General features: G+C 48.4%; 26 protein-coding genes and 1 riboswitch. Of the genes, 13 read left to right on the top strand and 13 right to left on the bottom strand.

Annotated elements, in window-relative coordinates; all coding sequences use genetic code 11:
* Positions 1–84: 84 nt before the first annotated feature.
* Positions 85–687: a PEP-CTERM sorting domain-containing protein gene (locus tag HXW94_RS12890; protein ID WP_178367309.1), complete on the bottom strand. Its 603-nt coding sequence runs from the start codon at positions 685–687 to the stop codon at positions 85–87.
* A gap of 124 nt (positions 688–811) precedes the next feature.
* Positions 812–889: riboswitch (cyclic di-GMP riboswitch) on the bottom strand.
* A gap of 340 nt (positions 890–1,229) precedes the next feature.
* Between HXW94_RS12890 and HXW94_RS12885 the strand changes: the two genes are divergently transcribed.
* From HXW94_RS12885 to HXW94_RS12860, 6 genes are all read left to right on the top strand, one after another.
* A complete protein-coding gene (locus tag HXW94_RS12885) occupies positions 1,230–2,519 on the top strand; it encodes a radical SAM family protein (protein WP_178367308.1) in 1,290 nt (429 codons plus the stop codon).
* Positions 2,520–2,616: 97 nt separating this feature from the next.
* A complete protein-coding gene (locus HXW94_RS12880) occupies positions 2,617–3,300 on the top strand; it encodes a nucleotide-binding protein (RefSeq protein ID WP_178367307.1) in 684 nt (227 codons plus the stop codon).
* A gap of 21 nt (positions 3,301–3,321) precedes the next feature.
* Entirely contained in the window at positions 3,322–3,540 is a 219-nt protein-coding gene (locus HXW94_RS12875) for a 4Fe-4S dicluster domain-containing protein (protein ID WP_178367306.1), read from the top strand.
* Between the two features lie 24 nt (positions 3,541–3,564).
* Complete coding sequence (gene vorB, locus HXW94_RS12870; RefSeq protein ID WP_178367305.1) at positions 3,565–4,635, top strand: 3-methyl-2-oxobutanoate dehydrogenase subunit VorB; 1,071 nt, start codon at positions 3,565–3,567, stop codon at positions 4,633–4,635.
* Between the two features lie 22 nt (positions 4,636–4,657).
* Positions 4,658–5,401 (top strand): thiamine pyrophosphate-dependent enzyme, encoded by a 744-nt coding sequence (locus tag HXW94_RS12865; protein ID WP_178367304.1) that lies wholly within the window; start codon positions 4,658–4,660, stop codon positions 5,399–5,401.
* An 18-nt stretch (positions 5,402–5,419) separates the two neighbouring features.
* Positions 5,420–5,956, top strand: coding sequence for a 2-oxoacid:ferredoxin oxidoreductase subunit gamma family protein (locus HXW94_RS12860; RefSeq protein WP_178367303.1), 537 nt, complete (start codon positions 5,420–5,422; stop codon positions 5,954–5,956).
* A gap of 595 nt (positions 5,957–6,551) precedes the next feature.
* On the opposite strand, the gene HXW94_RS12855 is transcribed toward HXW94_RS12860, so the two are convergent.
* The 8 genes from HXW94_RS12855 to HXW94_RS12820 form a co-directional block, all read right to left on the bottom strand.
* Positions 6,552–6,926: a VanZ family protein gene (locus HXW94_RS12855; protein ID WP_178367302.1), complete on the bottom strand. Its 375-nt coding sequence runs from the start codon at positions 6,924–6,926 to the stop codon at positions 6,552–6,554.
* A 221-nt stretch (positions 6,927–7,147) separates the two neighbouring features.
* Complete coding sequence (locus HXW94_RS12850) at positions 7,148–8,302, bottom strand: acyl-CoA dehydrogenase (protein ID WP_178367301.1); 1,155 nt, start codon at positions 8,300–8,302, stop codon at positions 7,148–7,150.
* A gap of 26 nt (positions 8,303–8,328) precedes the next feature.
* Positions 8,329–8,874, bottom strand: a complete 546-nt coding sequence (locus HXW94_RS12845; protein ID WP_178367300.1) for a helix-turn-helix domain-containing protein — start codon at positions 8,872–8,874, stop codon at positions 8,329–8,331.
* Positions 8,875–8,885: 11 nt separating this feature from the next.
* Positions 8,886–9,950, bottom strand: a complete 1,065-nt coding sequence (locus HXW94_RS12840; protein ID WP_178367299.1) for a branched-chain amino acid aminotransferase — start codon at positions 9,948–9,950, stop codon at positions 8,886–8,888.
* A 169-nt stretch (positions 9,951–10,119) separates the two neighbouring features.
* Positions 10,120–10,869, bottom strand: coding sequence for a sulfite exporter TauE/SafE family protein (locus HXW94_RS12835; RefSeq protein ID WP_178367317.1), 750 nt, complete (start codon positions 10,867–10,869; stop codon positions 10,120–10,122).
* Positions 10,870–10,947: 78 nt separating this feature from the next.
* Positions 10,948–11,325, bottom strand: coding sequence for a rhodanese-like domain-containing protein (locus HXW94_RS12830; protein WP_246293966.1), 378 nt, complete (start codon positions 11,323–11,325; stop codon positions 10,948–10,950).
* Positions 11,326–11,335: 10 nt separating this feature from the next.
* Positions 11,336–11,569, bottom strand: coding sequence for a thioredoxin family protein (locus HXW94_RS12825; RefSeq protein WP_178367298.1), 234 nt, complete (start codon positions 11,567–11,569; stop codon positions 11,336–11,338).
* A 10-nt stretch (positions 11,570–11,579) separates the two neighbouring features.
* Positions 11,580–11,939: an ArsR/SmtB family transcription factor gene (locus HXW94_RS12820; protein WP_178367297.1), complete on the bottom strand. Its 360-nt coding sequence runs from the start codon at positions 11,937–11,939 to the stop codon at positions 11,580–11,582.
* Positions 11,940–12,343: 404 nt separating this feature from the next.
* Between HXW94_RS12820 and HXW94_RS12815 the strand changes: the two genes are divergently transcribed.
* The 6 genes from HXW94_RS12815 (at position 12,344) to HXW94_RS12790 (ending at position 17,894) form a co-directional block, all read left to right on the top strand.
* Positions 12,344–12,799 carry an arsenate reductase ArsC gene (locus HXW94_RS12815; protein ID WP_178367315.1) on the top strand — a complete coding sequence of 152 codons (456 nt, stop codon included), beginning with the start codon at positions 12,344–12,346 and terminating at the stop codon, positions 12,797–12,799.
* 178 nt (positions 12,800–12,977) lie between these two features.
* Entirely contained in the window at positions 12,978–14,492 is a 1,515-nt protein-coding gene (locus tag HXW94_RS12810) for an AMP-binding protein (RefSeq protein WP_178367296.1), read from the top strand.
* 128 nt (positions 14,493–14,620) lie between these two features.
* Positions 14,621–14,854 carry a FeoA family protein gene (locus HXW94_RS12805; RefSeq protein WP_178367295.1) on the top strand — a complete coding sequence of 78 codons (234 nt, stop codon included), beginning with the start codon at positions 14,621–14,623 and terminating at the stop codon, positions 14,852–14,854.
* A 1-nt stretch (position 14,855) separates the two neighbouring features.
* Positions 14,856–17,063 (top strand): ferrous iron transport protein B, encoded by a 2,208-nt coding sequence (gene feoB / locus HXW94_RS12800; protein ID WP_178367294.1) that lies wholly within the window; start codon positions 14,856–14,858, stop codon positions 17,061–17,063.
* A gap of 20 nt (positions 17,064–17,083) precedes the next feature.
* A complete protein-coding gene (locus tag HXW94_RS12795) occupies positions 17,084–17,269 on the top strand; it encodes a FeoB-associated Cys-rich membrane protein (protein ID WP_178367293.1) in 186 nt (61 codons plus the stop codon).
* Between the two features lie 13 nt (positions 17,270–17,282).
* Positions 17,283–17,894 (top strand): class I SAM-dependent methyltransferase, encoded by a 612-nt coding sequence (locus HXW94_RS12790; protein WP_178367292.1) that lies wholly within the window; start codon positions 17,283–17,285, stop codon positions 17,892–17,894.
* 142 nt (positions 17,895–18,036) lie between these two features.
* Here HXW94_RS12790 and HXW94_RS12785 read toward each other — a convergent pair whose 3' ends face one another.
* The 4 genes from HXW94_RS12785 to HXW94_RS12770 form a co-directional block, all read right to left on the bottom strand.
* A complete protein-coding gene (locus HXW94_RS12785) occupies positions 18,037–18,888 on the bottom strand; it encodes a 3-hydroxybutyryl-CoA dehydrogenase (protein ID WP_178367291.1) in 852 nt (283 codons plus the stop codon).
* Positions 18,889–18,928: 40 nt separating this feature from the next.
* Positions 18,929–20,104 carry an acetyl-CoA C-acetyltransferase gene (locus HXW94_RS12780; protein ID WP_178367290.1) on the bottom strand — a complete coding sequence of 392 codons (1,176 nt, stop codon included), beginning with the start codon at positions 20,102–20,104 and terminating at the stop codon, positions 18,929–18,931.
* Positions 20,105–20,137: 33 nt separating this feature from the next.
* A complete protein-coding gene (locus HXW94_RS12775; RefSeq protein WP_178367289.1) occupies positions 20,138–20,782 on the bottom strand; it encodes a TetR/AcrR family transcriptional regulator in 645 nt (214 codons plus the stop codon).
* Between the two features lie 144 nt (positions 20,783–20,926).
* Positions 20,927–22,027: a DUF2786 domain-containing protein gene (locus HXW94_RS12770; RefSeq protein WP_178367314.1), complete on the bottom strand. Its 1,101-nt coding sequence runs from the start codon at positions 22,025–22,027 to the stop codon at positions 20,927–20,929.
* Positions 22,028–22,177: 150 nt separating this feature from the next.
* On the opposite strand from HXW94_RS12770, the gene HXW94_RS20370 reads away from it, so the two are divergent.
* Positions 22,178–22,309 (top strand): shikimate kinase, encoded by a 132-nt coding sequence (locus tag HXW94_RS20370; RefSeq protein WP_178367288.1) that lies wholly within the window; start codon positions 22,178–22,180, stop codon positions 22,307–22,309.
* The last annotated feature ends 378 nt before the right edge of the window (positions 22,310–22,687 follow it).

Genomic DNA, 22,687 nt, shown 5'->3' with positions numbered 1-22,687 from the left:
ACTTCTAAATCTATTTATTTTCACGGAGTGTCACTGTTTGAACTTATTTTGTTCTTGTTAACTTACATATAGCTGTATGAATGTTTACTTCTGGAATTTTCTGCGGCTGATCCCTGCTACGCCAATTAGGCCGAAACCAAAAAGCAGCATGGTTCCAGGCTCGGGGATGGGGTCGGGACCGGGACCCGTAGGGGGGCTATTGGGATCATTAAATTTCGTCACATGGCTGATTACGAAGGAGTCTGTACCTAAATTCATATCTACTATGCCGTTTTCATTTTTAATGGAGGTAACATTGAATACCCCCCAATCGAATTTTTCAAGGTTCTGAAACAGTGCCATATATTTAGAATTTTTAATAAGATAGTACTCTGTAACAGAAGAGTCGTCGCTCTGAAATGCAAAAGTATCGGGATCTACATTTTTCCCATCTTTACTAGTTCTATAATATTTCACATCTTTATCCTTAACAAACCATTCCTGACTATCGAATATAGTCTGAACCCACGCCTCTTCTGCTTCAGGCTTCCCCGCTTTTTTTTCTACAGCAATAAAGGTATCCAGGTTACCTACATCGCTTCCGTTAAGCAAACCCGCATTATTGTCCATGACTATGTAGCACCACCCATTGCCAGCAAAAAATAATAACAAAGTAACACTCAGCAATAAAAGTCTTTTTTTCACCATTCCTTGTTCTCCCCTCAAAAATTTTATTGGTTTGCGTTTGCATACCCAGTATTTTAAATTCAACACCTTTTAAGCAACCCACATTCCTGAAACCAAAAACCGTCTTACCCGTAACTTTCAATTTTCAGGCAACCTGGCTATCCATTTAATCGGATTCGTAGCTTTCCGCCCCTGACTCTCATCAGGTTTGGCTTTGACTGCTAAAATTTAAATTTATTAAAGCAAATTATATACCACCGTTCACCTTAAAGCAACCTATACCCCATTAAAAAAATGTCTATAATATCAAATAGATATAACACGCCTACACCGTCCATCCAGACGACCAAAATCAAATAGAATCCAGTTCTGTGGTATTTATTTCATAATAGTATGGTATTTATTTTACACGCCATGACGCAATTTATATCATAATTTACACATGCCCGCTTACCTACCGGGTGTCAGGGCAAAAAAATATGACCCTTTGTGCCTTTGAGGCTTTGTGCGAGAACAATCTTTAATTGAGATCCCGGCACCATTCTGATATATCTTGCCTTATCATGGCATATATTAATAAACAGATGCTCACAGCAGTCGTTGCTGATGAACACGGCAATATTTTTGAACTCGACGGATATGCGGCCGCAGGTATGTCCGGCAATGATTTTTTTATTTTAACAAAATCCGGTACCTGTCCCATGCCCCAGGGCAGTGAACTGATGCTGCTGCCCGACAGAGCTCCCATTGTATTCAACCTTGTCAAAGACCGGTTTGAAACCCTTGAAACCAATCCCTTCCAGCCTGACCAGCGCATTTATCCGGTGGGCGTGTTCAACTCCCCGGGGTATGTGAACCTGCATTTCTGTGCCTATGATGATTTTGGCGTGGATACCCCGTTGCCTCTTTTTTCCTATGGTGCCGTTGGGTTTGGCAAAAATGATTTCCGGTCCGCCGCCCTTCAGGTGGATGACGAACCCCGGCAGGATCTGCGGTTGATGCCCATTGCACAGGTGCAACGGGGGGTTGAAAAATACAGGAAAAAATATCCGGACAACCGGCTGATGCGCCACCTGGAAAAATGTGCCCTGGAATACGGGTGCCCGGCCGGTAAAAATTTTTTTCTGGGCCGGTATGAAGCCCCACTGCCCACCTCAGTGGCCTGCAACGCCCGGTGTCTTGGGTGCATCTCCCTTCAAACGGACAATGACCTTTGCGCCTGCCAGGACAGAATATCCTTTATTCCTGATCCGGAAGAGATTGCAGGCGTGGCCCTGGAACATATCCTGAAAGTTGAAAAGGCCGTGGTCAGTTTTGGCCAGGGGTGTGAGGGAGAACCGTTAACCTCGGCAGATGCCATTGAAAAAGCCATTGTCCTGATCCGGGAAAAGACCGACAAGGGCACCATCAACCTGAACTCCAATGCGAGTTTGCCCGACCGGGTGGAACGATTGTGCCAGGTTGGCCTGGACAGCATGCGCGTGAGTCTAAACTCGGTGCGCAAAGCGTGTTATACCGCCTATTTCCGTCCAAAATCCTATTGTTTTGAAGATGTTGTGGACAGTATTAAACGGGCCAGGGCCAAGGGCCGTTTTGTGGCAATCAATTACCTGAACTGCCCGGGATTCACAGATTCCCAAGCGGAAACACAGGCGCTGTTTGATTTTATCCGGGATACGGACATCAACATGATCCAGTGGCGCAACCTCAATTTTGATCCCCGGCATTACATCCGCATTATGGAACATGCCGCCCCCGGGGGACCTCCCACCGGCATGGCAAATCTGATAAAAGAATTAAACCAAACCTTTTCCCATCTCATCCACGGCTATTTTAATCCACCCAGACGGTAATTTTAAATAATATCATTGAAAAACCGTGCTTAATTTGCTTTAACCTATGGTTTACAATTATTTAATGGCATTTTAACCCGTTAACAATAAGGACAGCATGTTACCCGATATCAGCGGCATCATTATAATAGCCGGCAATTACGGCAGCGGTAAAAGTGAGACGGCCGTCAACCTGGCCGCGGTATCCCGGCGGGCGGGCAAACGTGTCAAGATAACGGATCTGGACCTGGTCAACCCCTATTTCAGAAGCCGGGAAGCCCAAAAGCCCCTGGCGGATATGGGGGTGGAAGTGGTGCTGCCGGACAGTAAATATATGCAGGCGGACCTGCCCATCCTGACCTCGGCTGTGGCCGACATGATTAAAAATCCGGCCCAGGTGACCATTCTGGATGCCGGCGGTGATGATGCCGGAGTGACGGTGCTTGCCGCCCTGGCAGATGTGCTGAAAAAAAGTCATGTTAAATTGCTGCAGGTCATTAATCCCCTGCGCCCTTTTACCAATGATGTTCAAGGCTGCCTTAAAATGAAGGCACAGATCGAAGCTGCCGCAAAATTGCCTGTCACAGGCTTGATTTGCAATGCCAACCTTCTTGACGAGACCACGCCGCAAATTATTTATGACGGCTACAATCTGGTGACCCGGGTATCCGAAGCCACCGGTCTGAATATTGAATTTATAACAGCGTCCACCAGGCTTTTGCCCCAACTGGACCCGGAACGGATCCTTTGCCCGATCCTGCCCATTGACCGGTTGCTGGCTCCCCCCTGGATACGCACTTAACACCAAGGAGTACTACGTATAATGGACTATAAACACATTATTGATGCCGAAAGGTGCAAAGGGTGTGGTCTTTGTGTGCATTTCTGTCCCAAAGACGTGCTTGAGATCACCGATAAGGTAAATGCAAAAGGGCATTTCCCAGTTTTTCAGGCCAGACCAGAGGACTGCATTTACTGCGCCATTTGCTGCACCATGTGTCCGGATGTGGCTATAAGTATAGTTGAAGAACAACGTGCATAATTATTTTTTAAGGATATAAGGATAATGGCTAAAGTCTTAATGAAAGGCAATGAAGCAATCGGCGAAGCCGCCATCAGGGCCGGCTGTCTAAACTATTTTGCATATCCCATCACGCCCCAGTCGGAAGTCGCCGAGTACCTGAGCAAGCGCCTGCCCGAAGTGGGCGGTACGTTTCTCCAGGGAGAAAGTGAAGTGGCGGTCGGGTATATGATTTTCGGGGCCTCGGGTGCCGGAGAGCGGGTCATGACGACCTCATCATCTCCGGGCATCAGCCTGATGAGTGAAGCACTTTCCTATATTGCCGCGGCCCATTGCCCGGCCGTATTTGTCAATATCGTAAGAGGCGGCCCGGGGCTGGGCGGGATACTGCCGTCCCAGGGTGATTATTTCCAGGCAACCAAGGGCGGCGGTCACGGTGATTACCATCTGCTGGTCCTGGCACCGGACGGGGTCCAGGAAGCCGTGGAAATGACCATGCAGGCGTTCACCCTGGCTGAGAAATACAGAAATCCCGTCATGGTCATGGGCGACGGCATGATCGGCCAGATGATGGAACCGGTGGAATTTCCTGATGATTTGAAAACCGAGCCCACCAATAAGGATGCCTGGGCCACCAACGGCATGTCCACCCGGAAAAGCAAAACGCCGAACCTGGTGAAATCCCTGTTCCTGGACTCCGCCGAACTGAACCGGAACAACCTGGATCTCAAGGCCAAATACGAGCAGATGAAAAAGGAAGATGTGCAGTATGAGCTGTACAATGCAGACGGGGATTATCAGATTCTGATCGCAAGCTACGGTACCATGAGCCGCGTATGCCGCACCGCCATTGACATGCTCAAGGCCGAGGGTATTGAAGCGGCCATGTTCCGGCCCAAGACCTTGTTCCCCTTTCCTGAAAAACAGGTGTATGATGCCGCAGTCAAAGACAGCTGCAAATGCGTTATCAGCATTGAAATGAGCATGGGTCAGATGGTGGAAGATGTCCAGCGTTGCGTCATGGGCAAAAAACCGGTGGAATTTTACGGGGAGTGCGGCGGTGAAATTCCGTCACCTGAAAAAATCATCGAAATCGTAAAAGAGCTGATCGGGTAGCGCGCCGGTCAAGGAGCAAATAATGGGAAAAACATTTTCTAAGCCAGAGGCGTTAACAGACAATCACACCCACTATTGTCCCGGCTGCACCCACGGTATTGTCCACCGGCTGGTGGCCGAGGCCATAGATGAACTGGGTATCCGGGAAAACACCGTGGGTATTGCCCCTGTGGGATGCGCTGTCCTGGCATATAATTACATTGACTGTGACTTCCAGGAAGCCGCCCACGGCAGGGCCCCTGCCATGGCCACCGGCATCAAACGTGTCCGCCCGGATTTGATGGTATTCACCTACCAGGGAGACGGGGACCTTGCCAGTATCGGCATGGGTGAAATCATTCATGCCGCCAACCGCGGGGAGAAAATCACCGTCATTTTTATCAACAATGCCATTTACGGCATGACCGGCGGCCAGATGGCCCCCACCACCATGCCGGGCCAGCGGGCCACCACGGCGCCTGCCGGCCGTGATGCGGCCCAGACAGGCATGCCCATCCGCATGGCCAACCTCATGAGTGAAATTGTGACCCCGGGCTATGTGACCCGACAGGCCGTGCTCAAACCACAGATGGTGAATAAATGTAAAAAGGCAATTAAAAAGGCATTCGAGTACCAGGTGGCCAACACCTGTTTCAGCTTTGTGGAGGTGATCTCCACCTGCCCCACCAACTGGGGCATGACGCCGATTGATTCCTTGAAATGGGCCGAAGAAACCTTGCTGCCTTACTATGAACTGGGCGATTACAAAACCCCTGAAGAGGCCTGAAAATATTAGGAGACACCCATGCAGACAGAAGTTAAATTTGCAGGATTCGGCGGCCAGGGCATTCTACTCAGTGCCAAGCTGCTGGCCTATGCCGCAATGAAGCAGGGATACCAGGTTGCCTGGATTCCCTCCTATGGACCTGAAATGCGGGGCGGCACCGCATATTGCACCGTTGTGATCAGTGACAAGCTCATTGGATCACCCATTATAAAAAGCCCCTCCCACCTTGTGGCCATGAACCGGCCCTCCCTGGAAAAGTTCGACGACACCGTCAAACCCGGCGGGATTGTATTCATTAACGCATCACTGATCCCGGTCAGAAGCCAACGCAAGGATGTGGTTGAACTGGCGATACCGGTCAATGATATTGCCATTGAGGCCGGATCTGTCAGGGCCGCCAACATCGTTGCCCTGGCCGCATTTGCAGCCAAAAGCAAGCTGGTGGATCTGGATCTTTTGAAAAAATGCATCAAGGAAGAATTTGCCGCCAAACCCAAAATTATTCCCTTGAACATGGATGCGTTTGACAGGGGCGTGGCTGCTGCCCAAGCATAGCTTAAATGGCTACCCCAAAACGGCCAGGAAAAGATCAAAGGCGGGAAAAAGTGCATTTAAAGCTTTTTTCGCGCCTTTGGTTTTTTATAAACAACATTATAGTTACCAACTCCATAGAGAAATATAGATATTGGTCTTAAACAGGTTGATTGACTGTCAGCGGCGAACCACCTATCTCTCGAAGCGTATAGCTCAGTTCTAACCTGTCGGATGCACTACGAGCATCCGGAAACCGCTTAAAACAAAAACGGTTTCATTTTGCGAAAATCTGTTAAGTCCTTTAGCTCAACATTTCCAAAACGTTTGGCTATGTTTTTGCCAGCATTAACATTCGTATTATCAGCCTTGGTCATATTTTAGGCCATACGGATTTCCGGTAGGTTGGGTTGAGGAACGAAACCCAACGCCGATAAGTTGTTGGGTTTCACTTCGTTCAACCCAACCTACGCTGTAGCCGATGTTATGACCAAGCCCCTCGTTCCTAAGCAAATGCTACACCTGAATTCATGAAATGTAATATTTGGCTAAACGGCCACAACCGGTGCATAGGCCTGGATGTACCAATTTTTAGTTTGTGGGAGGTTTTCTGAGTTATTCACTGATTGCTTTGCGTGGTTTTTGCAGACATTATGAAATTAATCAGCATTGCAATAATCGCGCCACATATTATACCTGCAGAATTGGCAAATAGATCCATCCATTCTCCATACCGGTTTATAAATGGTTGAATAAGTTCAATCGCCCCACTGTATAAAATAAAAAACAAACCCAATAGAATCCAATTAGCGGGTTTACGAAGTGCTGTCGGTAACATCAGCATAGCGTAGGCAATGAAATGATGGGTTTTATCTGTACCGGGTGCCGGAGGTAACGCATCTAACGGCAAAAGAGAAAGAATTGTAATTATTGTTAAGATAAGAAATGTTAAGGCTTTCCATCGTTTTTTTATTTCATCTACGAATCTTTTCATGCGAATTTATAGCCTTTGCGGTGAGAAAACCCCGAAGTCTTCAGCTTCGGGGATGAATTACCGCATGCGGCCTTAAATTCCCTTGTATTCTGCGGTAACGTAGCCCCGCTTACCAATAACGCAGGGCTGAGGCTAATCAACCGGGCTTGCGGGCTTCCCCACAAGCCCCTCGGTCTTCAGCCGAGGGGTTGTTGACTTGAGTGTAACCCTAAATTATCCAATCATAATTTTCGCTTATCCTTGAGCATTGCATTTGAAATAACAATACGCTGAATCTCGCTGGTGCCTTCGTAGATGGTAAATACCCGGGCGTCCCTGTAAAATCGTTCCACCGGGTAATCTTTGGTAAACCCGTATCCCCCGTGCATCTGGATGGCCCAAGCCGTGACCTCCTGTACCATTTCAGAGGCAAAGAGTTTGGCCATGGAGGCTTCCCGGGTGAATTTTTCTCCCCGGTCTTTCATGGACGCCGCAGAAAGAATCAACTGCCGGGCCGCCTCGATCTTTGTGGCCATATCCGCAATCTGAAAACGAATGCCCTGGTGTTTGGTGATGGCCACGCCGAACTGCTTGCGTTTCCGGGCATACTTAAGTGCGGCATCAAAGGCGGCCTGGGCCACGCCGATAGACTGGGCGGCAATACCAATCCTGCCGCTGTCCAGGCCGGACATGGCGATTTTAAACCCATCCCCTTCCTTGCTCAGGATATTGGCAGCCGGCACCCGGCAATTTTCAAAAATCAGGTCCGTGGTGTCCGAAGCCCTCAGCCCCATCTTGTCTTCATGGTGACCCACAATCAGCCCAGGGGTTGTCTTGGGTACAATAAAACAGGAGATGCCTTTATGTCCCTTGGTTTCGTCCGTTTTGGCCGTAACAAGGACCACAGCGCTGTTTTCCCCGGAAGTGATAAAACGTTTGGTACCGTTAATCACGTAATCATCGCCGTCCTTTACGGCTGTGGTGCTTTGCGTCACCGGATCAGACCCTGCATCGGGTTCGGTCAGAGCAAACGCGCCGATGATCTCCCCGGAGGCCAGGGGCACAAGAAACTCCTGCTTTTGTTCTTTTGTGCCGAATTTACTGAGGGATTCGCACACAATGGAATTCTGGACCGACATGACCACGGCGGTAGACGCGCAGGAATATGCGATCTCGGACAGGGCCAGCACATAGGAAACCGCATCGGCAGCTTCCCCGCCAAATTCTTCGGGTACCATCATCCCCATCAGTCCAAGCTCCCCCATCTGTTCTAAATTGTCGGAGGGAAACGCCTTGGTTTTATCCCGTTCAGCAGCCGTGGGGGCAATCACTTTGCGTGAAAATTCACGCACCATATTCTGGATCATCACCTGTTCATCAGTTAACTTGAATAACATGATCTTTCCTTTTTCAAAAAATAGCTTCAGGGCGCATAGACCACCACAATCAGTTCGGCATCATTTTCACCAATATTGCGCAGGTCATGCTTGATCCCGGAATTGAAATGAAGGGATTCTCCTGTTTTCAAAGTATTGATATGATCCCCTACCTGGATTTCAACTTCGCCGTCCAGCACATAGGCAAACTCTTCGCCCTCGTGCTGAAATCCAACCCCTTCATGGCTTTCCCCTGCTTCGACGACGATGCGGAATGCCTTTAAATGGTTGTTTTCAGCGCCGGCACACAACGGTGTATATGCATAGTGATCCGTGCGCTTGGTATAGGCGTCGGCTCTGGCTTCCACGGAATCATCCTGGTCCTTGAGCAGATAGCCTGAGTCCAGTTGAAGGGTGCGTGAGAGTTGGAGCAGCGTTCCCACCGAAGGCCGCTGCGCTCCGCTCTCGATTTTTTTGATAGTCTCTTTTGACAGCCCGGTTTCATTGGCCATGGCGTCCAGGCTGATTTTTTTATCCAGTCTGGCGCGCTTGATCCGGATGCCGACATGGGTCTCTTCCTTATTTATAGCCATATGTTCTCCAATTACTCTACAACTTCAATCCAGCCTTCGGTATCTTCGGCTTTCCCGTACTGAATGGCGGTCAGGGTATTATAAAATTTCATGCAGGTGTCACCGGGCTTGCCGTCACCGATCTTAAGGACCCGGTCTTTATAGCGGATCTCTCCCACAGGGGAAACAACAGCAGCAGTCCCGGAGCCGAAAATTTCCTGCAATGTGCCGTTGTCATACGCGGCAATGACTTCATCAATGCTGACTTTACGCTCACTGACCTTGATGCCCCATTTTTTGGCCAGATCAATGACTGAAAAACGGGTAATGCCGGGCAGGATACTGCCGTTCAGCATCGGCGCAACCAGTTCGTCATTGATGAGAAAGAAAATATTCATGGCCCCGACTTCTTCAATATATTTGAGCTCAATACCATCCAGCCACAGCACCTGATTATATCCTTCTTTCTGGGCCTTTTCTCCGGCCAATAGGCTGGCGGCATAGTTCCCTGCGGTTTTAAACTCGCCGACACCGCCGCGCACGGCCCTGACATGGTCCTCGCAGACCCATATTTTGACCGGTTGCAGGCCCTGGGCATAGTATGATCCCACAGGAGAGAGAATGATAAAAAATTTGTATGTATGGGATGCCCTGACACCCAGATAAGGATCGGTGGCCACGATGGTGGGCCGGATATACAAAGAGGTTCCCATGGTTTCTGGAATCCAGGCTTGTTCGAGCTTGAGCAGCTGTTTAAGCGCATCCATGACAAAATCGATATCAATTTCAGGAATGCAAAGGCCCTGGCAGGAGCGGTTCATACGGGCAAAATTATCACGGGCCCTGTAGAGTTGAATCTTTCCGTCTTCTGTTTTATAGGCTTTCAGGCCTTCAAATACGGCCTGCCCGTAATGCAGTACCATGCTTGCCGGCGACATGGCAAAATCGCCGTAGGGTTCAATGCGGGCATTGAACCATCCCTTATCCTTTTCATAATCCATGACAAACATATGGTCGGTAAACACCGTACCAAATCCCAGGTCTTCATCCTTGGGCCGGGTACCGGGTTCCGATACCCGGGTAATTTTAAGCTCCATTCCGCCTCCGCTCTCAATTTATTTAACTGTCATTCAACCGGCCGGCCCTGTTTTACCGTTAGTGTCTGTATGTTCCGGGCAATGCCGGTGCGCTGTTCACGGCAATGCCGTCCATGCGTTTCCGAAAATGGACATATTAAAACAATACTAAATTGAAAGCAAAGATATTTTAGGCCATGACCCATAGAAATTTAATCCCGATAAGTATTAAAACGCCCCCCAGCAAGCACTTAACGCTTTGGGGTTTCATTTTTTTCTGCATCACCCGGGTACCCAGATAACCACCGGTCCAGGCCGCCAGCCCTGCAAAAACAAGAATTTTAACGGACACTGACCCCATGGCCGCATAGGTGATAAAGGCTGAAAACGATGAGAACGGCACTGAAAAGGCCGTCACCATGGCGACTCTTTTGGGGTTGAATCCCTGGACGACCATCAGGGGGGAAATGATGCCGCCCCCGCCGACACCAAGAAGCCCTGAAACAAATCCGGCCAAAACACCGACGCCCAGGGGGCCTGCAACGGGACGGTCTTCCCGGTACTGATGCGCATATTTTGAGCCTTTGAAAAAAATCATCATGGAACCGGAAAAAAATAAAAAGCCGATAAAGATAAACAGCAGGGTCCGGGTGGGGAGAAAGTGGCCGGCCCATGCCCCCACCGGGGCCGTCACAAAGGATGAGACAATGATGGGCAGCCCAAGCTTTACGTCCAGCTTTTTTTCCCTGAAATTGGACCAGGTGGCCCCAAGCATGCTCACACAATTGACAAAAAGCCCGGTTGGCCGGGCCAGGTTAAAGGGAACACCGATCCATGATAACGCGGGAATGAGAATAACCGCCGACCCCACACCTCCCAGAGCGAAAATGAAACTTAAACCGAATGACAGAAAAACAATAATAAGAATATGGGATTCCATATAGAACTTGTCCTTTACAATGGAAAAAGAATACCGGCAGGCGGCTGTCATCGCTGCCTGCCGGTATGGAAACGGCCCTTACATTTTGGCCAAGGGACCAGGCTTGAATGCCATGGCCATATCTTCGGACGAGGCCGTCAGTCCCTTTACTTCTTCATATCCGTTGGCCAGCAGGTAGGTGTAGGCCATGGCCCCTCTGAATACCGAGGAGCAGAAGGTGATGATAAATTTGTCCCGGGGCACCTCGTCCAGCCGGTCCGGCAGTTCATTCAAGGGGATATGCAAGGCAAAGGGAAAGGAAAGATAGTTTAGTTCCTCGTTAGCCCTCACATCCAAAAATAAAAAATGATCGTTTCCAAGCACGTTGCGCATCCCGTCGATGCTCATGCCGTGTTTGCCGGAACCGAAAAATTGAAAATCCATTTTTTTAAATACGTCATTCAGGTCGTTCAGCATGATCCATTCCTTATTTTTCCAGCCAGGAAATAATGTCTTGTTTTTTCGGCACTTTCCCTGTGCATTTGACTTCTCCATCCACAATGACCGAGGGAGTACCGAACACACCGTATGAAGCAATCTGCATCATATCCGTGACTTTTTCAACGGTTGCCTCTACGCCTGTTTCCTTAATGGCATCCTGCACCAGTTTTTCAGCTTTAGTGCATTTGGCGCATCCAGGCCCCAATACCTTGATTTCCATTTTTGAACTCCTATTTTGTCTTTTGTTGTTTCCCCACAATATCAAACCGGTCAATCCCGGGAAGCGCCTCTTTTATCTGTTTAATTTCACTGTCATCTTCCAACCAGTGGATGAGATTGCCTATCATATTGGCTGCATAGGGAGAACCACTTCCGTCTGCAATGGAATAGTTTACCCATAAGCCGTCCTTAAAACCTCGTATCAGTTCGGCATCTTCAAGAATTTTCAAATGCTTGCTGGCAGTCGATTGAGCGATTTCAAGGACTTCTTTAATTTCACAGACACAGAGAGGCCGGCATTGGAGCATTTTCATTATTTTGACCCGGTTGGGATCCGACAGCGCTTTCATGACTTTGATAAATTGTTTCATATACCATCCTTATAACACAGGTCCGACAAGTCCGTTTTTATCTATAATATCGATAAAAATGAATATATATGGTATAATAAGCTGATGTCAACCCTTTAAACCAAAGAAATGCAAATTCGGGATTGGTCCTCACCTCGGCCGCTGTCGGGGCAGGCCCCCGTGCCTGCCCTGACGAGGCCAACCACAGCGGGATTGCCCCTACGGAAAATGGCCGATAATACAATCAAATCCGCAAATTTTAACACACCCTTTCCCGCATTTTTATTATGCTGACTTTCTCTGTTAATTGGGTTTAACCCCGGCTGAATGAATCTTATATACGAATATGCTTTCCTGTTGACATCTTATATTTATCTTGATTATATATATCGCTATATGACTATATTTCTAAAGGATGATGCATGATGGGAGAAGAATTTAAAATACTATTCCTTTGTACGGGCAATTCCTGTCGGAGCCAGATGGCCGAAGGCTGGACCAGGAAATTAAAGGCAGGCACCATTGATGTTTTTTCGGCCGGCGTTGAAACCCACGGCCTCAACCCCAATGCCGTAAAGGTTATGGCTGAAGCCGGTGTGGATATTTCCGGTCACCGATCCAAGCTGATCAATGAATTTATGGATGTGGAACTGGATGTCGTTATCACCGTCTGCGGCAATGCCCGTGAAACCTGTCCTTATTTTCCGCCCCGCTGCAAGGTTCTCCATGTCGGTTTTGATGATCCGCCCAAAATGGCTGCGGCACTTGCAGAACAGGGGGAGAATGAAGAAAAGCAGTTGGACTGCTATCGGAAAATCAGGGATGAAATTAAGGCATTTGTTGAAAAGATGCCTGAAAATATAAGCAACAAAATTCTATAGTCAAATCATTGATCTCCCTAATTTTTCCATGTTCCGTTCCACAATTTTTTTGACAATATATTGGCGTTCATGACAGTTAAAGGGGATAAAATGTTAGATCCCGGCTGGTCCGGGAACCTGTAAACGGTTTTTTACTCGCGTCATTTTGTTTTATTTGTAAAAATTAAGGATAAGCGCCATGAACACGCCCCATCAACTGACAATATTTGATTTTTTTCACAGAAACGCCCTGATGAACGGCCCGGGATGCGCCCTGTACTATAATGGGGAAACCCGCAGCCATTCCGAGCTGTTTGACGATGCCTGCCGGCTGATCAACGGCATGGCAACCCTCAATCTGCCTGCCGGCACCCGCGTGGCCGTGGTTGCCAAAAACCACCCGGCCTTTTTTCACCTGTTTGCCGCCGGCGCTGCGTTAAACCTGTGTCTTGTACTCATTAACCAGCGCCTGGGCGAAGATGAACTGGCCCATGCCCTTGATGACACCACGCCACGGGTGGTCATTTATGATAATGACATGACAGATAAAATCACTCCCCTGATTCAGGAGAGAAGCGGCATTGTTCACAGCTTTAACCTGGTGGAGAATTTCTCCTCCCTCTATGCGCCAGATCCCCAGGGTGCCATTGAACTGGCCGCCGATTCAGACCCGGACCTTGCCTACATCATCATCCACACCGCAGCGGTCCAGGGTAAACCAAGGGGGGCGGTACTCAGCCAGACAAACCTTATCCTGGCCAACCTTCAGCTCATGCATGCCTATGGTCTGGACAACACAAAAGCATATTTAAATATTTTACCCCTGTTTCACATCATGGGGGTGAATATCGGGCTTGCTACGCTGATGGCCGGCGGAAAAAATGTGATTATGGACCAATTTTCACCCCAAGCCAGTCTTGATCTGATCCGGGAGCAGCGTGTGTCTATTTTCGGCTCCTTTCCGCCGATTCTGGGTCGCATCCTGGAATGTATCCAGTCCCAAGATACGCCGCCGGATCTGGCCGGCCTTGAAATTGTCGCAGGTCTTGAAAACCCGGAAACCGCCGAACAGTGGGAAGCCGCCACAGGATCAAAATTCTGGATCATGTACGGACAGACGGAGACCGCCGGCCTTATTACGTTTTCCCCCATTTTTGAGGCGCCCGGATCAGCAGGCCGGGTATCCCCACTGGCCAGGATGATCGTTGCCGATGATCTGGATAATGCCCTGCCTGCAGGCAGTACCGGAGAAATCCTTGTCAAAGGCCCGCTGGTATTCAAGGGCTACTGGAATGCCGACGCGCTTAATGTCGTTACATTCAGAAACGGCTGGCACCATACCGGTGACATGGGACAGCTCGATGAAAAGGGATATCTTTATTTCAAGGGCCGCAAGCCGGAAAAAGAATTGATCAAACCCGGCGGGGAAAACGTGTTTCCCGCAGAGGTGGAACATGCCCTTGTCAGCCATGAGGCCGTGGACAAAGCTTGTGTGTTCGGTGTAGCGGATGCGGAATTTGGAGAGGCCGTCAAGGCTGTGTGTACCCTGAATGTTGGCTGCACCGTTGAAGAAAAAGAGTTAATCGCCTATACCGGCACCCTGATTGCCGGTTTCAAGAAACCCAGATTTATTGTGTTTGTTGATCAGTTGCCCCTGACTGCGGCAGGAGACATCGATCGTTTTGCAATTAAACAAAAATATACCCAGGGGTAATAAACATAATTGTTTAATAATGGTTACTTCTTTATTGACCAACATAAAAGTTATTTGTATAAAACTTATCCACAATGACGCTAAAAAGCATAATAAGATAGATTGTGAATTATATAAGGAGTTCTTTGATGACCGTTATTAACTTAAGGCAAATGAAAAGAAATCAAACCGGGATCATCACTTCGGTGAAAGCCCAAGGCGAAATGGGCCGCCGTATAAGGGACATGGGAATTGTACCCGGAAAGGAGATTACCATCCAGGGCCGGGCCCCGCTTTATGATCCGGTGGCATTGCGGATTATGGGCTTCACGTTGACCTTAAGAAATAATGAAGCCGATTATATCCAGGTGGAGGTGGAATAAGATGAGTATCGCCATTGCCCTTGCAGGGAATCCAAACGCCGGAAAAACAACCCTTTTCAACGAACTGACAGGTGCCCGCCAGCAGGTGGGCAATTACCCCGGGGTCACGGTTGAAAAAAAACAGGGAACCTGCGTTTCTGAAGCCGGTACTTTTGAAATCATAGACCTTCCGGGCACCTATTCCCTGACCGCCTATTCCCTGGAAGAGGTGGTGGCAAGAGACTACCTGGTTAATGAAAAACCTGCCATGGTCGTTAATATTGTGGATGCCTCAAACCTGGAACGTAATCTTTACCTGTCTGTGCAGTTCATGGAAATGGGTATTCCGGTCTGTCTGGCCTTGAACATGATGGATGTGGCCCAAAAAAGAGGCATAGAAATCGATGTTGATAAATTGTCCGCGCTTTTGGGGATTCCTGTGATACCCATGGTGGCAAGAACAGGCAAAGGTAAAAATGAGCTGCTGGCGCAGGTCGTAAAGGGGATTGACAAACCTGCCGCGCCTTTGTTGATTTCCTATGGCCAGGACATTGATAAAGCCCTGGATGAAATGGAAAAGATTATAACGGCAAACCAATTTTTAACAGATATATATCCGGCCCGCTGGGTGGGCCTTAAATATTTTGAAAATGACGCTCAGATTCTTGAGCTTGGCGCTGACCGGGATAAAGAAACCGCCGGCAAGCTCATGGACATTGGGGAAAAACTGCACCGCCATATGTCCGCTACCCTTGACACCCATCCTGAAGGCATGATTGCCGATCAGCGGTACGGATTTATCAACTCCGTACTCAAACAGAATGTGATCCGGTTCGCTCACGACCGCAACCGGCTCCAGCGCTCGGACCAGATCGATAAGGTGCTGACAAACCGGTTTTTAGGGCCTTTGATCATGGTGGGGGTATTGGCCGCCCTGTACCAGTTTACTTTCACCTACAGTGCGTTGCCGGTTGGATGGGTCGAAGGCCTTTTCAGCTGGATCAGCGGTGTAACGGATGCGGCCTTGCCCGACGGTCTTCTCAAATCCATGATCATCTCCGGCATCATTGATGGTGTGGGCGGTGTTATGGGGTTTGTGCCGCTGATTATGTTCATGTTTTTAGGCATTTCATTTATTGAGGATTCAGGGTATCTGGCCAGAATGGCCTTTATGCTGGACCGGGTCTTTCGGATATTCGGGCTTCACGGCAGCTCGGTCATGGCCTTTATCATTTCCGGGGGCATTGCCGGCGGATGTGCCGTGCCCGGCGTTATGGCGGCCCGGACCCTGAAATCCCCCCGGGAACGGCTGGCCACCCTTTTAACCGTACCGTTTATGAACTGTGGTGCCAAGCTGCCCGTGTATGCCCTTCTGGTGGCCGCCTTTTTTCCCGGAAAACAGGCCACGATCATGGTCATCCTTACCCTGATTTCCTGGGTCGGCGCCCTTCTGGTGGCAAAACTGTTGAGAAGTACCGTGATCCGGGGTGAAGCCACACCGTTTGTCATGGAACTGCCCCCTTATCGTTTTCCCACGCTGAAAGGCCTTTGGATTCACACGTGGGAAAGAACCTGGCAATATATGAAAAAAGCCGGGACCGTAATCCTGGGCATCTCCATTCTCATCTGGGCCATGATGACCTTTCCCGGGCTGGATGACAAAACCAAAGCGCAGTTTGAATCCCGGCGTACAGCGATTACCGATACAGCCCCGGCCGAGGTTTTAACGGAAATTGAAACCGCAGATAAAGATGCTGAACTTTCCCCTGAGGCCCGGGAGGTAACGAGTGCCCTGGCCGGTATTGACGGCCAAGAATCCCTGACCCGGCTGGAAAACTCTTTTGCCGGCAGAATCGGCAAAACCCTTGAAAAAGTGTCGTACCTGGCCGGATTTGACTGGCGGACCAATATCGCCCTGGTGGGTGGTTTTGCAGCCAAGGAAGTGGTGGTATCCACACTTGGCACAGCCTATTCGCTTGGGGATGTGGACCCTGAAAGTACGGATTCTCTGGGAGAAAGGCTTGCCAAATCTCCTGGATGGGGACCTGTAACCGCTTTTGCTCTGATGATTTTTACGATTTTTTACGCGCCCTGTTTTGTCACGGTTGTCTGCATTTCCCGGGAAACCGGGTCATGGAAATGGGCGGCATTTTCCGTGGGCTTTAATACCGCCCTGGCGTTTGCGCTGTCTGTATTGACCTATCAGGTGGGTTCTCTGATCGTCAATTAAAGCAAATAAAGGAGAAGAATATGGGAAACATTTTGGTTGGACTGATTGTGGCCGCGGCACTGTTTTACTGCATAAAAAGGGTGATCAATGCCTTTAAAGGGAAGTCCCCATGCAGTTGCGCATGTGAGGACTGCACGCCCGACCTGCAGAAGAACTGCACCAGCCGAAAAGACGATTCGGACGTCGACCGGTTGGACAAAAAATAGCCGGAAGTAAAACATGAACACCGAAAACGCGTTTACTGCAAAAATATATGATCCGATCCTCTATTTTGCCCTGAAAAACATCCGGCAGGATATAATCCGGCTGATCCCAAACCGTGCCGCACGCATCCTGGACCTGTGCTGCGGCACCGGCGATCAGTTGAAAAAATTATCAGATGCAGGGTTTACCAATTTAACCGGTGTGGATTTATCCACAGAAATGCTTAAGGTCGCCCGGAAAGGCAATAAAATTGAGAAACTGCTGGAATGCGATGTGCAGCACACCGGCCTGCCGGGTGAAAGTTTCGATATCATCATCATTTCATTTGCCGTGCATGAAAAACCTGCCCGGATGCAACATAATATGCTGGCTGAGGCCAAACGCCTGTTGGCACCAGAAGGTCAGCTCATTCTAGTGGATTTTTCTTTGGATGATCAGGCTGATAAGATCAGCAAAATTGCTGCCGGCATGATTGAACGCCTGGCCGGGAAAGAACACTATCGCAATTTTAAAGCCTATGTGAACAACGGCGGTATATGCCCTCTTATTCAAGGCGCTTTTAAAATCAGGCAACAGATCCGGCACGCCCGGGGTGTTGTCAGCATCTGGATAATGACGGCAAAATAATCCAAGGCGGGGGTAAAGAATGCCCCGCCTTTTCCTTTGTAGGCCATTTTTCGTAGGGGCAATCCCTCTGTGGTTGCCCTCGTTAGGGCAGGCACAGTGGCCTGCCCCTACAGCGGCCGACGTTAGAATCAATCCTTAAAATCTATTTATAATCGTAAAACCCCTTACCGGTCTTGCGCCCCAGCCAGCCGGCTTCCACATATTTTCTCAACAGCGGGCAGGGTCTGTATTTAGAGTCCTTGAATCCGTCATACAGGGTCTCCATGATCGCAAGGCAGGTATCCAGACCAATGAGGTCAGCCAAGGTCAAAGGACCCATGGGATGGGCCATACCAAGCTTCATGACCGTATCAATGTCCTCTTTCTTTCCAACACTCTGGTAGAGACAGAAAACCGCCTCATTGATCATGGGCATCAGAATACGGTTGGAAATGAATCCGGGATAATCATTGGCTTCAGCCGGGACCTTGCCGAATTTTTCAGACAGATCCCAGGTTAGCTTAAACGTCTCTTCGGACGTGGCAATCCCCTTGATGACCTCCACAAGTTTCATCATGGGCACGGGGTTCATAAAGTGCATGCCGATAACCTTGTCCGGCCGGGAGGTCTGGGCTGCAATACTGCCGATGGGAATGGATGAGGTGTTGCTGGCCAGGATCACCTGTTCAGGGCAGATCTCATCCAGGTCCCTGAAAATTTGAAATTTCAGGTCTTCACGTTCCACGGCCGCCTCCACCACGAAATCAGCTTTGGCCATATCCTTTAAATCCGTCGTGGTGGTAATCCTGGCAAGGGTGGCATCCTTATCAGCCTGGGTTATTTTTTCTTTTTTTAACAGACGATCCAGTGAACCTGTAATTGTCGCAAGGCCTTTTTCACAGAACGCGTCTTTAATATCACTCATGATCACATTCAGTCCTGCCGCCGCAGCCACCTGGGCAATGCCGTTGCCCATCTGACCGGAACCGACAACACCAAAGGTTTTAACTTTCATTATACTAATTCTCCTATATTCAACTTGAAAAGAATGGACACTACCTGTTGACAACCAGTGCTACGGCCTCTCCGCCACCTAAACACAGCGAAGCAAGGCCGGTGTTAACATCTCTTTTGGCCATTTCATACAATAATGTGGTCAGAACCCGGGCACCGGAAGCACCGATGGGGTGCCCCAAAGAAACAGATCCCCCGTTCACGTTCACTTTTTCCGGGTCCAGTGCCAGGACCTTGTTGATGGCGGTGGAGGTGCCGGAAAAGGCTTCGTTGATCTCAAACAGCTCCACGTCATTGATCCCGATGCCCTGTTTTTTCAACACCTTGGGGATGGCGTAAATGGGTGCCATGAGTACATATTTCATATCAATGCCATGGGAGGCCTGGGCGCCGATCTCAGCCATGACAGTGCATCCCAGTTCCTTTGCTTTTGATTCGCTCATCACCACAACGGCGCTTGCACCATCGGAGATGATGGACGCATTGCCTGCCGTGCCCACCCCCTCTTTTTTAAACGCGGGCTTCATTTTTGACAAAACGTCAAAGGTTGTTTCCTGGGGGCATTCGTCCGTATCAAAAATTTTGGGATCACCCTTTCGCTGGGGGACTGAAACCGGCATAATTTCGTCTTTAAACCGCCCCTGGGCCACAGCCTTGCAGGCTTTTTCAAAGGACCGGGCAGCAAAGCGGTCCTGGTCCTCACGGGTCACTTCCCAGCGCTCGGAGCAAAGCTCATTGGACATGCCCATGTGAAAATCATTGACAACATCCCACAGCCCGTCATGGACCATATGGTCCTCAATGCGGCCCGGCCCCATGCGATGCCCCCATCTGGCCTTGTCCATGTAATAAGGTGCCATGCTCATGGTCTCCATGCCGCCGGCCACCACCACATCCGCATCGCCGCACTGGATAGCCTGGGCTGCCAGCATAACGGCTTTAAGCGATGACCCGCACACCTTGTTTATGGTAATGGCTTCAACTTCCCAGGGAAGGCCCGACTTAACCACAGCCTGTCTTCCCGGGTTCTGGCCGTACCCGCATGGCAGGACCATACCCATGATGCACTCATCCACTACGGCATCCTCAATATCCGCACGTTGAATTGCTTCCCTGATGACAAGACCCCCGAGTGTTGTCGCACCCATGTTGCTTAATGAACCACCAAAACTGCCTAAGGGGGTTCGGGTTGCACTGACGATAACGGCTTTCTTCATTCTACGCTCCTTGATTCTTTTACGCTGTTTTTTTTAAGAAATAAGACCTAAAATAAAATCTGTCTGGATGCCAATGTACTGGTCCAGAGTGAAGTTTTTTTTGAGATACCACCGCCGAAAGGCCCACATATGTCCGAGTACTGAAATGTTGTGTCCCACCAGACTGCATGTTTTTTCATCCAGAGAGGGGAAGTCATTTTTCCCGGACAGCCGGGTCAGGGCTGTAACAAATGTATCGGAAATATTCAGTTCCGTTTCCAACACCCTTTTTTTCCATTTGTCCGGCAGAAACTGGGTGACTTGATACATGAGCCAAATATGATCCGCCATTTTATCACACACGATAAAATACCGGCGAATGGCTGCAGCCAGCTGTGCCTTTTCGTAGATTCCGTCGGCCAGGGCATCTTCCACGGCATTTTGGACCTCCTCGTGGATGGTGCTGCATACCAGATACAAAAGATCTTCCTTGGAGCTGACGTACTCATACAAAGAGCCAATGGAAAAGCCGGCGGCTTTGGCAATCATCCGCGTGGTGGTATTGTGGTAACCATGTTCAATAGACAGATTGACCAAGGCATCAATGATCTGCCGACGCCGTTTACGGACTAGCTTCTCATTTTTTATTTGGGTGGGGACATCTGCACCGGATGCAGGGTGCGCCTTTTGCCGGGTCATGGCTGCTCCTTGTAGATAAAATTATTGAACGAGCGCTCAGTCTGTCTGTGCCCTATTATTTACGGATCGCTTGTCTTGTCAAGAATTTTTTTGCCAGGAATCGGCGTATATGAAATCAAGGTTATTTTGCTCACCTTTGTTGCTTCAATTCAAAAAGCCTGAGATACCTCCCCCACGATTGACCACTCCCTTTTTTATATGCGTGTTCTTCCCAGTCTCAAAGCCTTGCTTATACGCACTTGATGAAGGACGATGTTTACCATAAGATAGGTTGGTTATTTTGGGGAAAATCCGAGAGACTTCAACTTGATTCTGGATGTGATTTTGTTCTGCCAATGCTTTTACCGTTTTCACAGGCAGAAATCTATCATCGTTTAATTCAATCTGAGCGCTTTCAAGCATTTTTTTATGATTATTCTCAATGCCTTTAATGAAACCCATGTCAAAAGAAACTTTATCACCGCGTCCGGCCTTATGTGTCTTTCGATATTTCTGCCAAAGGGTCTGAGCTGTATCAAAAAGGAAATAATAAACATATTCAGCTACCTTGATCGCCTCTTTTTTCCCCACGATCACAACACTTCTATATTCGGCATCATCTTGAGGATCATAGGTGTCGGATGAGATACAGTAAACATAATAATATTCCTGCAAAATAGACATGATAGCCCGCTGGATACTTTCAATGCGCTTTTTTTTATGACAAATCGTGTGATATTTTATTTCCGGATTATCATCCTCGACCCGCTGAAGGTTATATTTGTTTAACAGGTAGTTCGCTTTTCTGGATGCTGCCTGAGCCTCTGCTTCGTTACTGGACCGGCCAAGGGCCATAAGTTTTTCAACTTTTGTTAACATCCTTTTCGCATCACAAGGCAGCTTGCCTTTGAAATCCGCCAGTTTTGCATCATAGTCTTTGTTTGTAACAAAGGCTGGGTGCACGCCCAATTTCTTGCATGCTTTTTTAAAGTAGGTTCCGTGTTTATCGGCATCATTATAAAAGTCAGTAACATATTGGTGGGCCATTTCATGTTTCAGTACTTCCAGCACGATATCCCATGGTTCCGTCTTGATCAGATGCTTTGAAATCGAAATCGTCCTGTGCCGGGGACTCCAATACCCATCCGTATGTTTGCCGGAAGATATATTTATGACCGGCGTTGTAAGGTTGATGCTGTGTTTCCAGCATATATGCTTGTGTTCCTTAAGAAGCCTTATCGCCCATCTGGTTTCAAGATTTTCCATTTGTATTTTCTCTATAATATGTTTACTAACGCCGTATTCAATTAAAGGCATGTTGACAAAAGCCCTATGCCATTATCTTAAATTGGGTGCTTTTCAAAATGCATAGGCTAAAAAGCACATCACAGACCGTCAATTCATAAAATTTCATATATGAAAGTTTTCTTAGTAGGTGTAGGTTGCGTTGGCAAATCGACCATAGGGGCTTTGTTGGCAAAAAAGTTAAATTATAGTTTCTATGATCTTGACGATGAAATTGAATCTTTTTTTAATACGTCAATATAAAAAAAGATATTGCTTATTTTGGACTTACAAACTCAAAAGCCCACTTAATTGTTGATATTTCTGATTTAGGCTTGAATGATAGCGCAGTGAAAGTACAAGAATCGATAATTCAATTAAAGAAGAGATAGTCAAGAATATAATTCTCTTCTTGATAACGAATAAGGTTGGATTGTGGTTCGCTCCGATCTCACAATCTGACCTTATTCGTTAAGTTAATTTGGATGTTTTGCGTTTAGAGAAATCTCTGTTCTTTTCTTCTTACTCATTCTTACCCATTGAGTATGAATGATGAGAAATTCCTGCTTCATAGAGTGTGCCCGAACAAACTGCTTAGGTCTCATTTCCTCTCCACAGGCTTAAAATCCCGTAGAACCTACG

The organism is Desulfobacter latus (genome assembly GCF_013389365.1).
In the GTDB taxonomy this organism is placed as follows: domain Bacteria; phylum Desulfobacterota; class Desulfobacteria; order Desulfobacterales; family Desulfobacteraceae; genus Desulfobacter; species Desulfobacter latus.
The sequence above is the reverse complement of the archived record's forward strand: the minus strand, read 5'-3'. Positions and strand labels throughout refer to the sequence as shown.

Bases quoted from the DNA above. Each gene is read 5' to 3' on its own strand.
- HXW94_RS12890 (WP_178367309.1), bottom strand. From the start codon at position 687: ATGGTGAAAAAAAGACTTTTATTGCTGAGTGTTACTTTGTTATTATTT.
- HXW94_RS12885 (WP_178367308.1), top strand. From the start codon at position 1,230: ATGGCATATATTAATAAACAGATGCTCACAGCAGTCGTTGCTGATGAA.
- HXW94_RS12880 (WP_178367307.1), top strand. From the start codon at position 2,617: ATGTTACCCGATATCAGCGGCATCATTATAATAGCCGGCAATTACGGC.
- HXW94_RS12875 (WP_178367306.1), top strand. From the start codon at position 3,322: ATGGACTATAAACACATTATTGATGCCGAAAGGTGCAAAGGGTGTGGT.
- vorB (WP_178367305.1), top strand. From the start codon at position 3,565: ATGGCTAAAGTCTTAATGAAAGGCAATGAAGCAATCGGCGAAGCCGCC.
- HXW94_RS12865 (WP_178367304.1), top strand. From the start codon at position 4,658: ATGGGAAAAACATTTTCTAAGCCAGAGGCGTTAACAGACAATCACACC.
- HXW94_RS12860 (WP_178367303.1), top strand. From the start codon at position 5,420: ATGCAGACAGAAGTTAAATTTGCAGGATTCGGCGGCCAGGGCATTCTA.
- HXW94_RS12855 (WP_178367302.1), bottom strand. From the start codon at position 6,926: ATGAAAAGATTCGTAGATGAAATAAAAAAACGATGGAAAGCCTTAACA.
- HXW94_RS12850 (WP_178367301.1), bottom strand. From the start codon at position 8,302: ATGTTATTCAAGTTAACTGATGAACAGGTGATGATCCAGAATATGGTG.
- HXW94_RS12845 (WP_178367300.1), bottom strand. From the start codon at position 8,874: ATGGCTATAAATAAGGAAGAGACCCATGTCGGCATCCGGATCAAGCGC.
- HXW94_RS12840 (WP_178367299.1), bottom strand. From the start codon at position 9,950: ATGGAGCTTAAAATTACCCGGGTATCGGAACCCGGTACCCGGCCCAAG.
- HXW94_RS12835 (WP_178367317.1), bottom strand. From the start codon at position 10,869: ATGGAATCCCATATTCTTATTATTGTTTTTCTGTCATTCGGTTTAAGT.
- HXW94_RS12830 (WP_246293966.1), bottom strand. From the start codon at position 11,325: ATGCTGAACGACCTGAATGACGTATTTAAAAAAATGGATTTTCAATTT.
- HXW94_RS12825 (WP_178367298.1), bottom strand. From the start codon at position 11,569: ATGGAAATCAAGGTATTGGGGCCTGGATGCGCCAAATGCACTAAAGCT.
- HXW94_RS12820 (WP_178367297.1), bottom strand. From the start codon at position 11,939: ATGAAACAATTTATCAAAGTCATGAAAGCGCTGTCGGATCCCAACCGG.
- HXW94_RS12815 (WP_178367315.1), top strand. From the start codon at position 12,344: ATGGGAGAAGAATTTAAAATACTATTCCTTTGTACGGGCAATTCCTGT.
- HXW94_RS12810 (WP_178367296.1), top strand. From the start codon at position 12,978: ATGAACACGCCCCATCAACTGACAATATTTGATTTTTTTCACAGAAAC.
- HXW94_RS12805 (WP_178367295.1), top strand. From the start codon at position 14,621: ATGACCGTTATTAACTTAAGGCAAATGAAAAGAAATCAAACCGGGATC.
- feoB (WP_178367294.1), top strand. From the start codon at position 14,856: ATGAGTATCGCCATTGCCCTTGCAGGGAATCCAAACGCCGGAAAAACA.
- HXW94_RS12795 (WP_178367293.1), top strand. From the start codon at position 17,084: ATGGGAAACATTTTGGTTGGACTGATTGTGGCCGCGGCACTGTTTTAC.
- HXW94_RS12790 (WP_178367292.1), top strand. From the start codon at position 17,283: ATGAACACCGAAAACGCGTTTACTGCAAAAATATATGATCCGATCCTC.
- HXW94_RS12785 (WP_178367291.1), bottom strand. From the start codon at position 18,888: ATGAAAGTTAAAACCTTTGGTGTTGTCGGTTCCGGTCAGATGGGCAAC.
- HXW94_RS12780 (WP_178367290.1), bottom strand. From the start codon at position 20,104: ATGAAGAAAGCCGTTATCGTCAGTGCAACCCGAACCCCCTTAGGCAGT.
- HXW94_RS12775 (WP_178367289.1), bottom strand. From the start codon at position 20,782: ATGACCCGGCAAAAGGCGCACCCTGCATCCGGTGCAGATGTCCCCACC.
- HXW94_RS12770 (WP_178367314.1), bottom strand. From the start codon at position 22,027: ATGGAAAATCTTGAAACCAGATGGGCGATAAGGCTTCTTAAGGAACAC.
- HXW94_RS20370 (WP_178367288.1), top strand. From the start codon at position 22,178: ATGAAAGTTTTCTTAGTAGGTGTAGGTTGCGTTGGCAAATCGACCATA.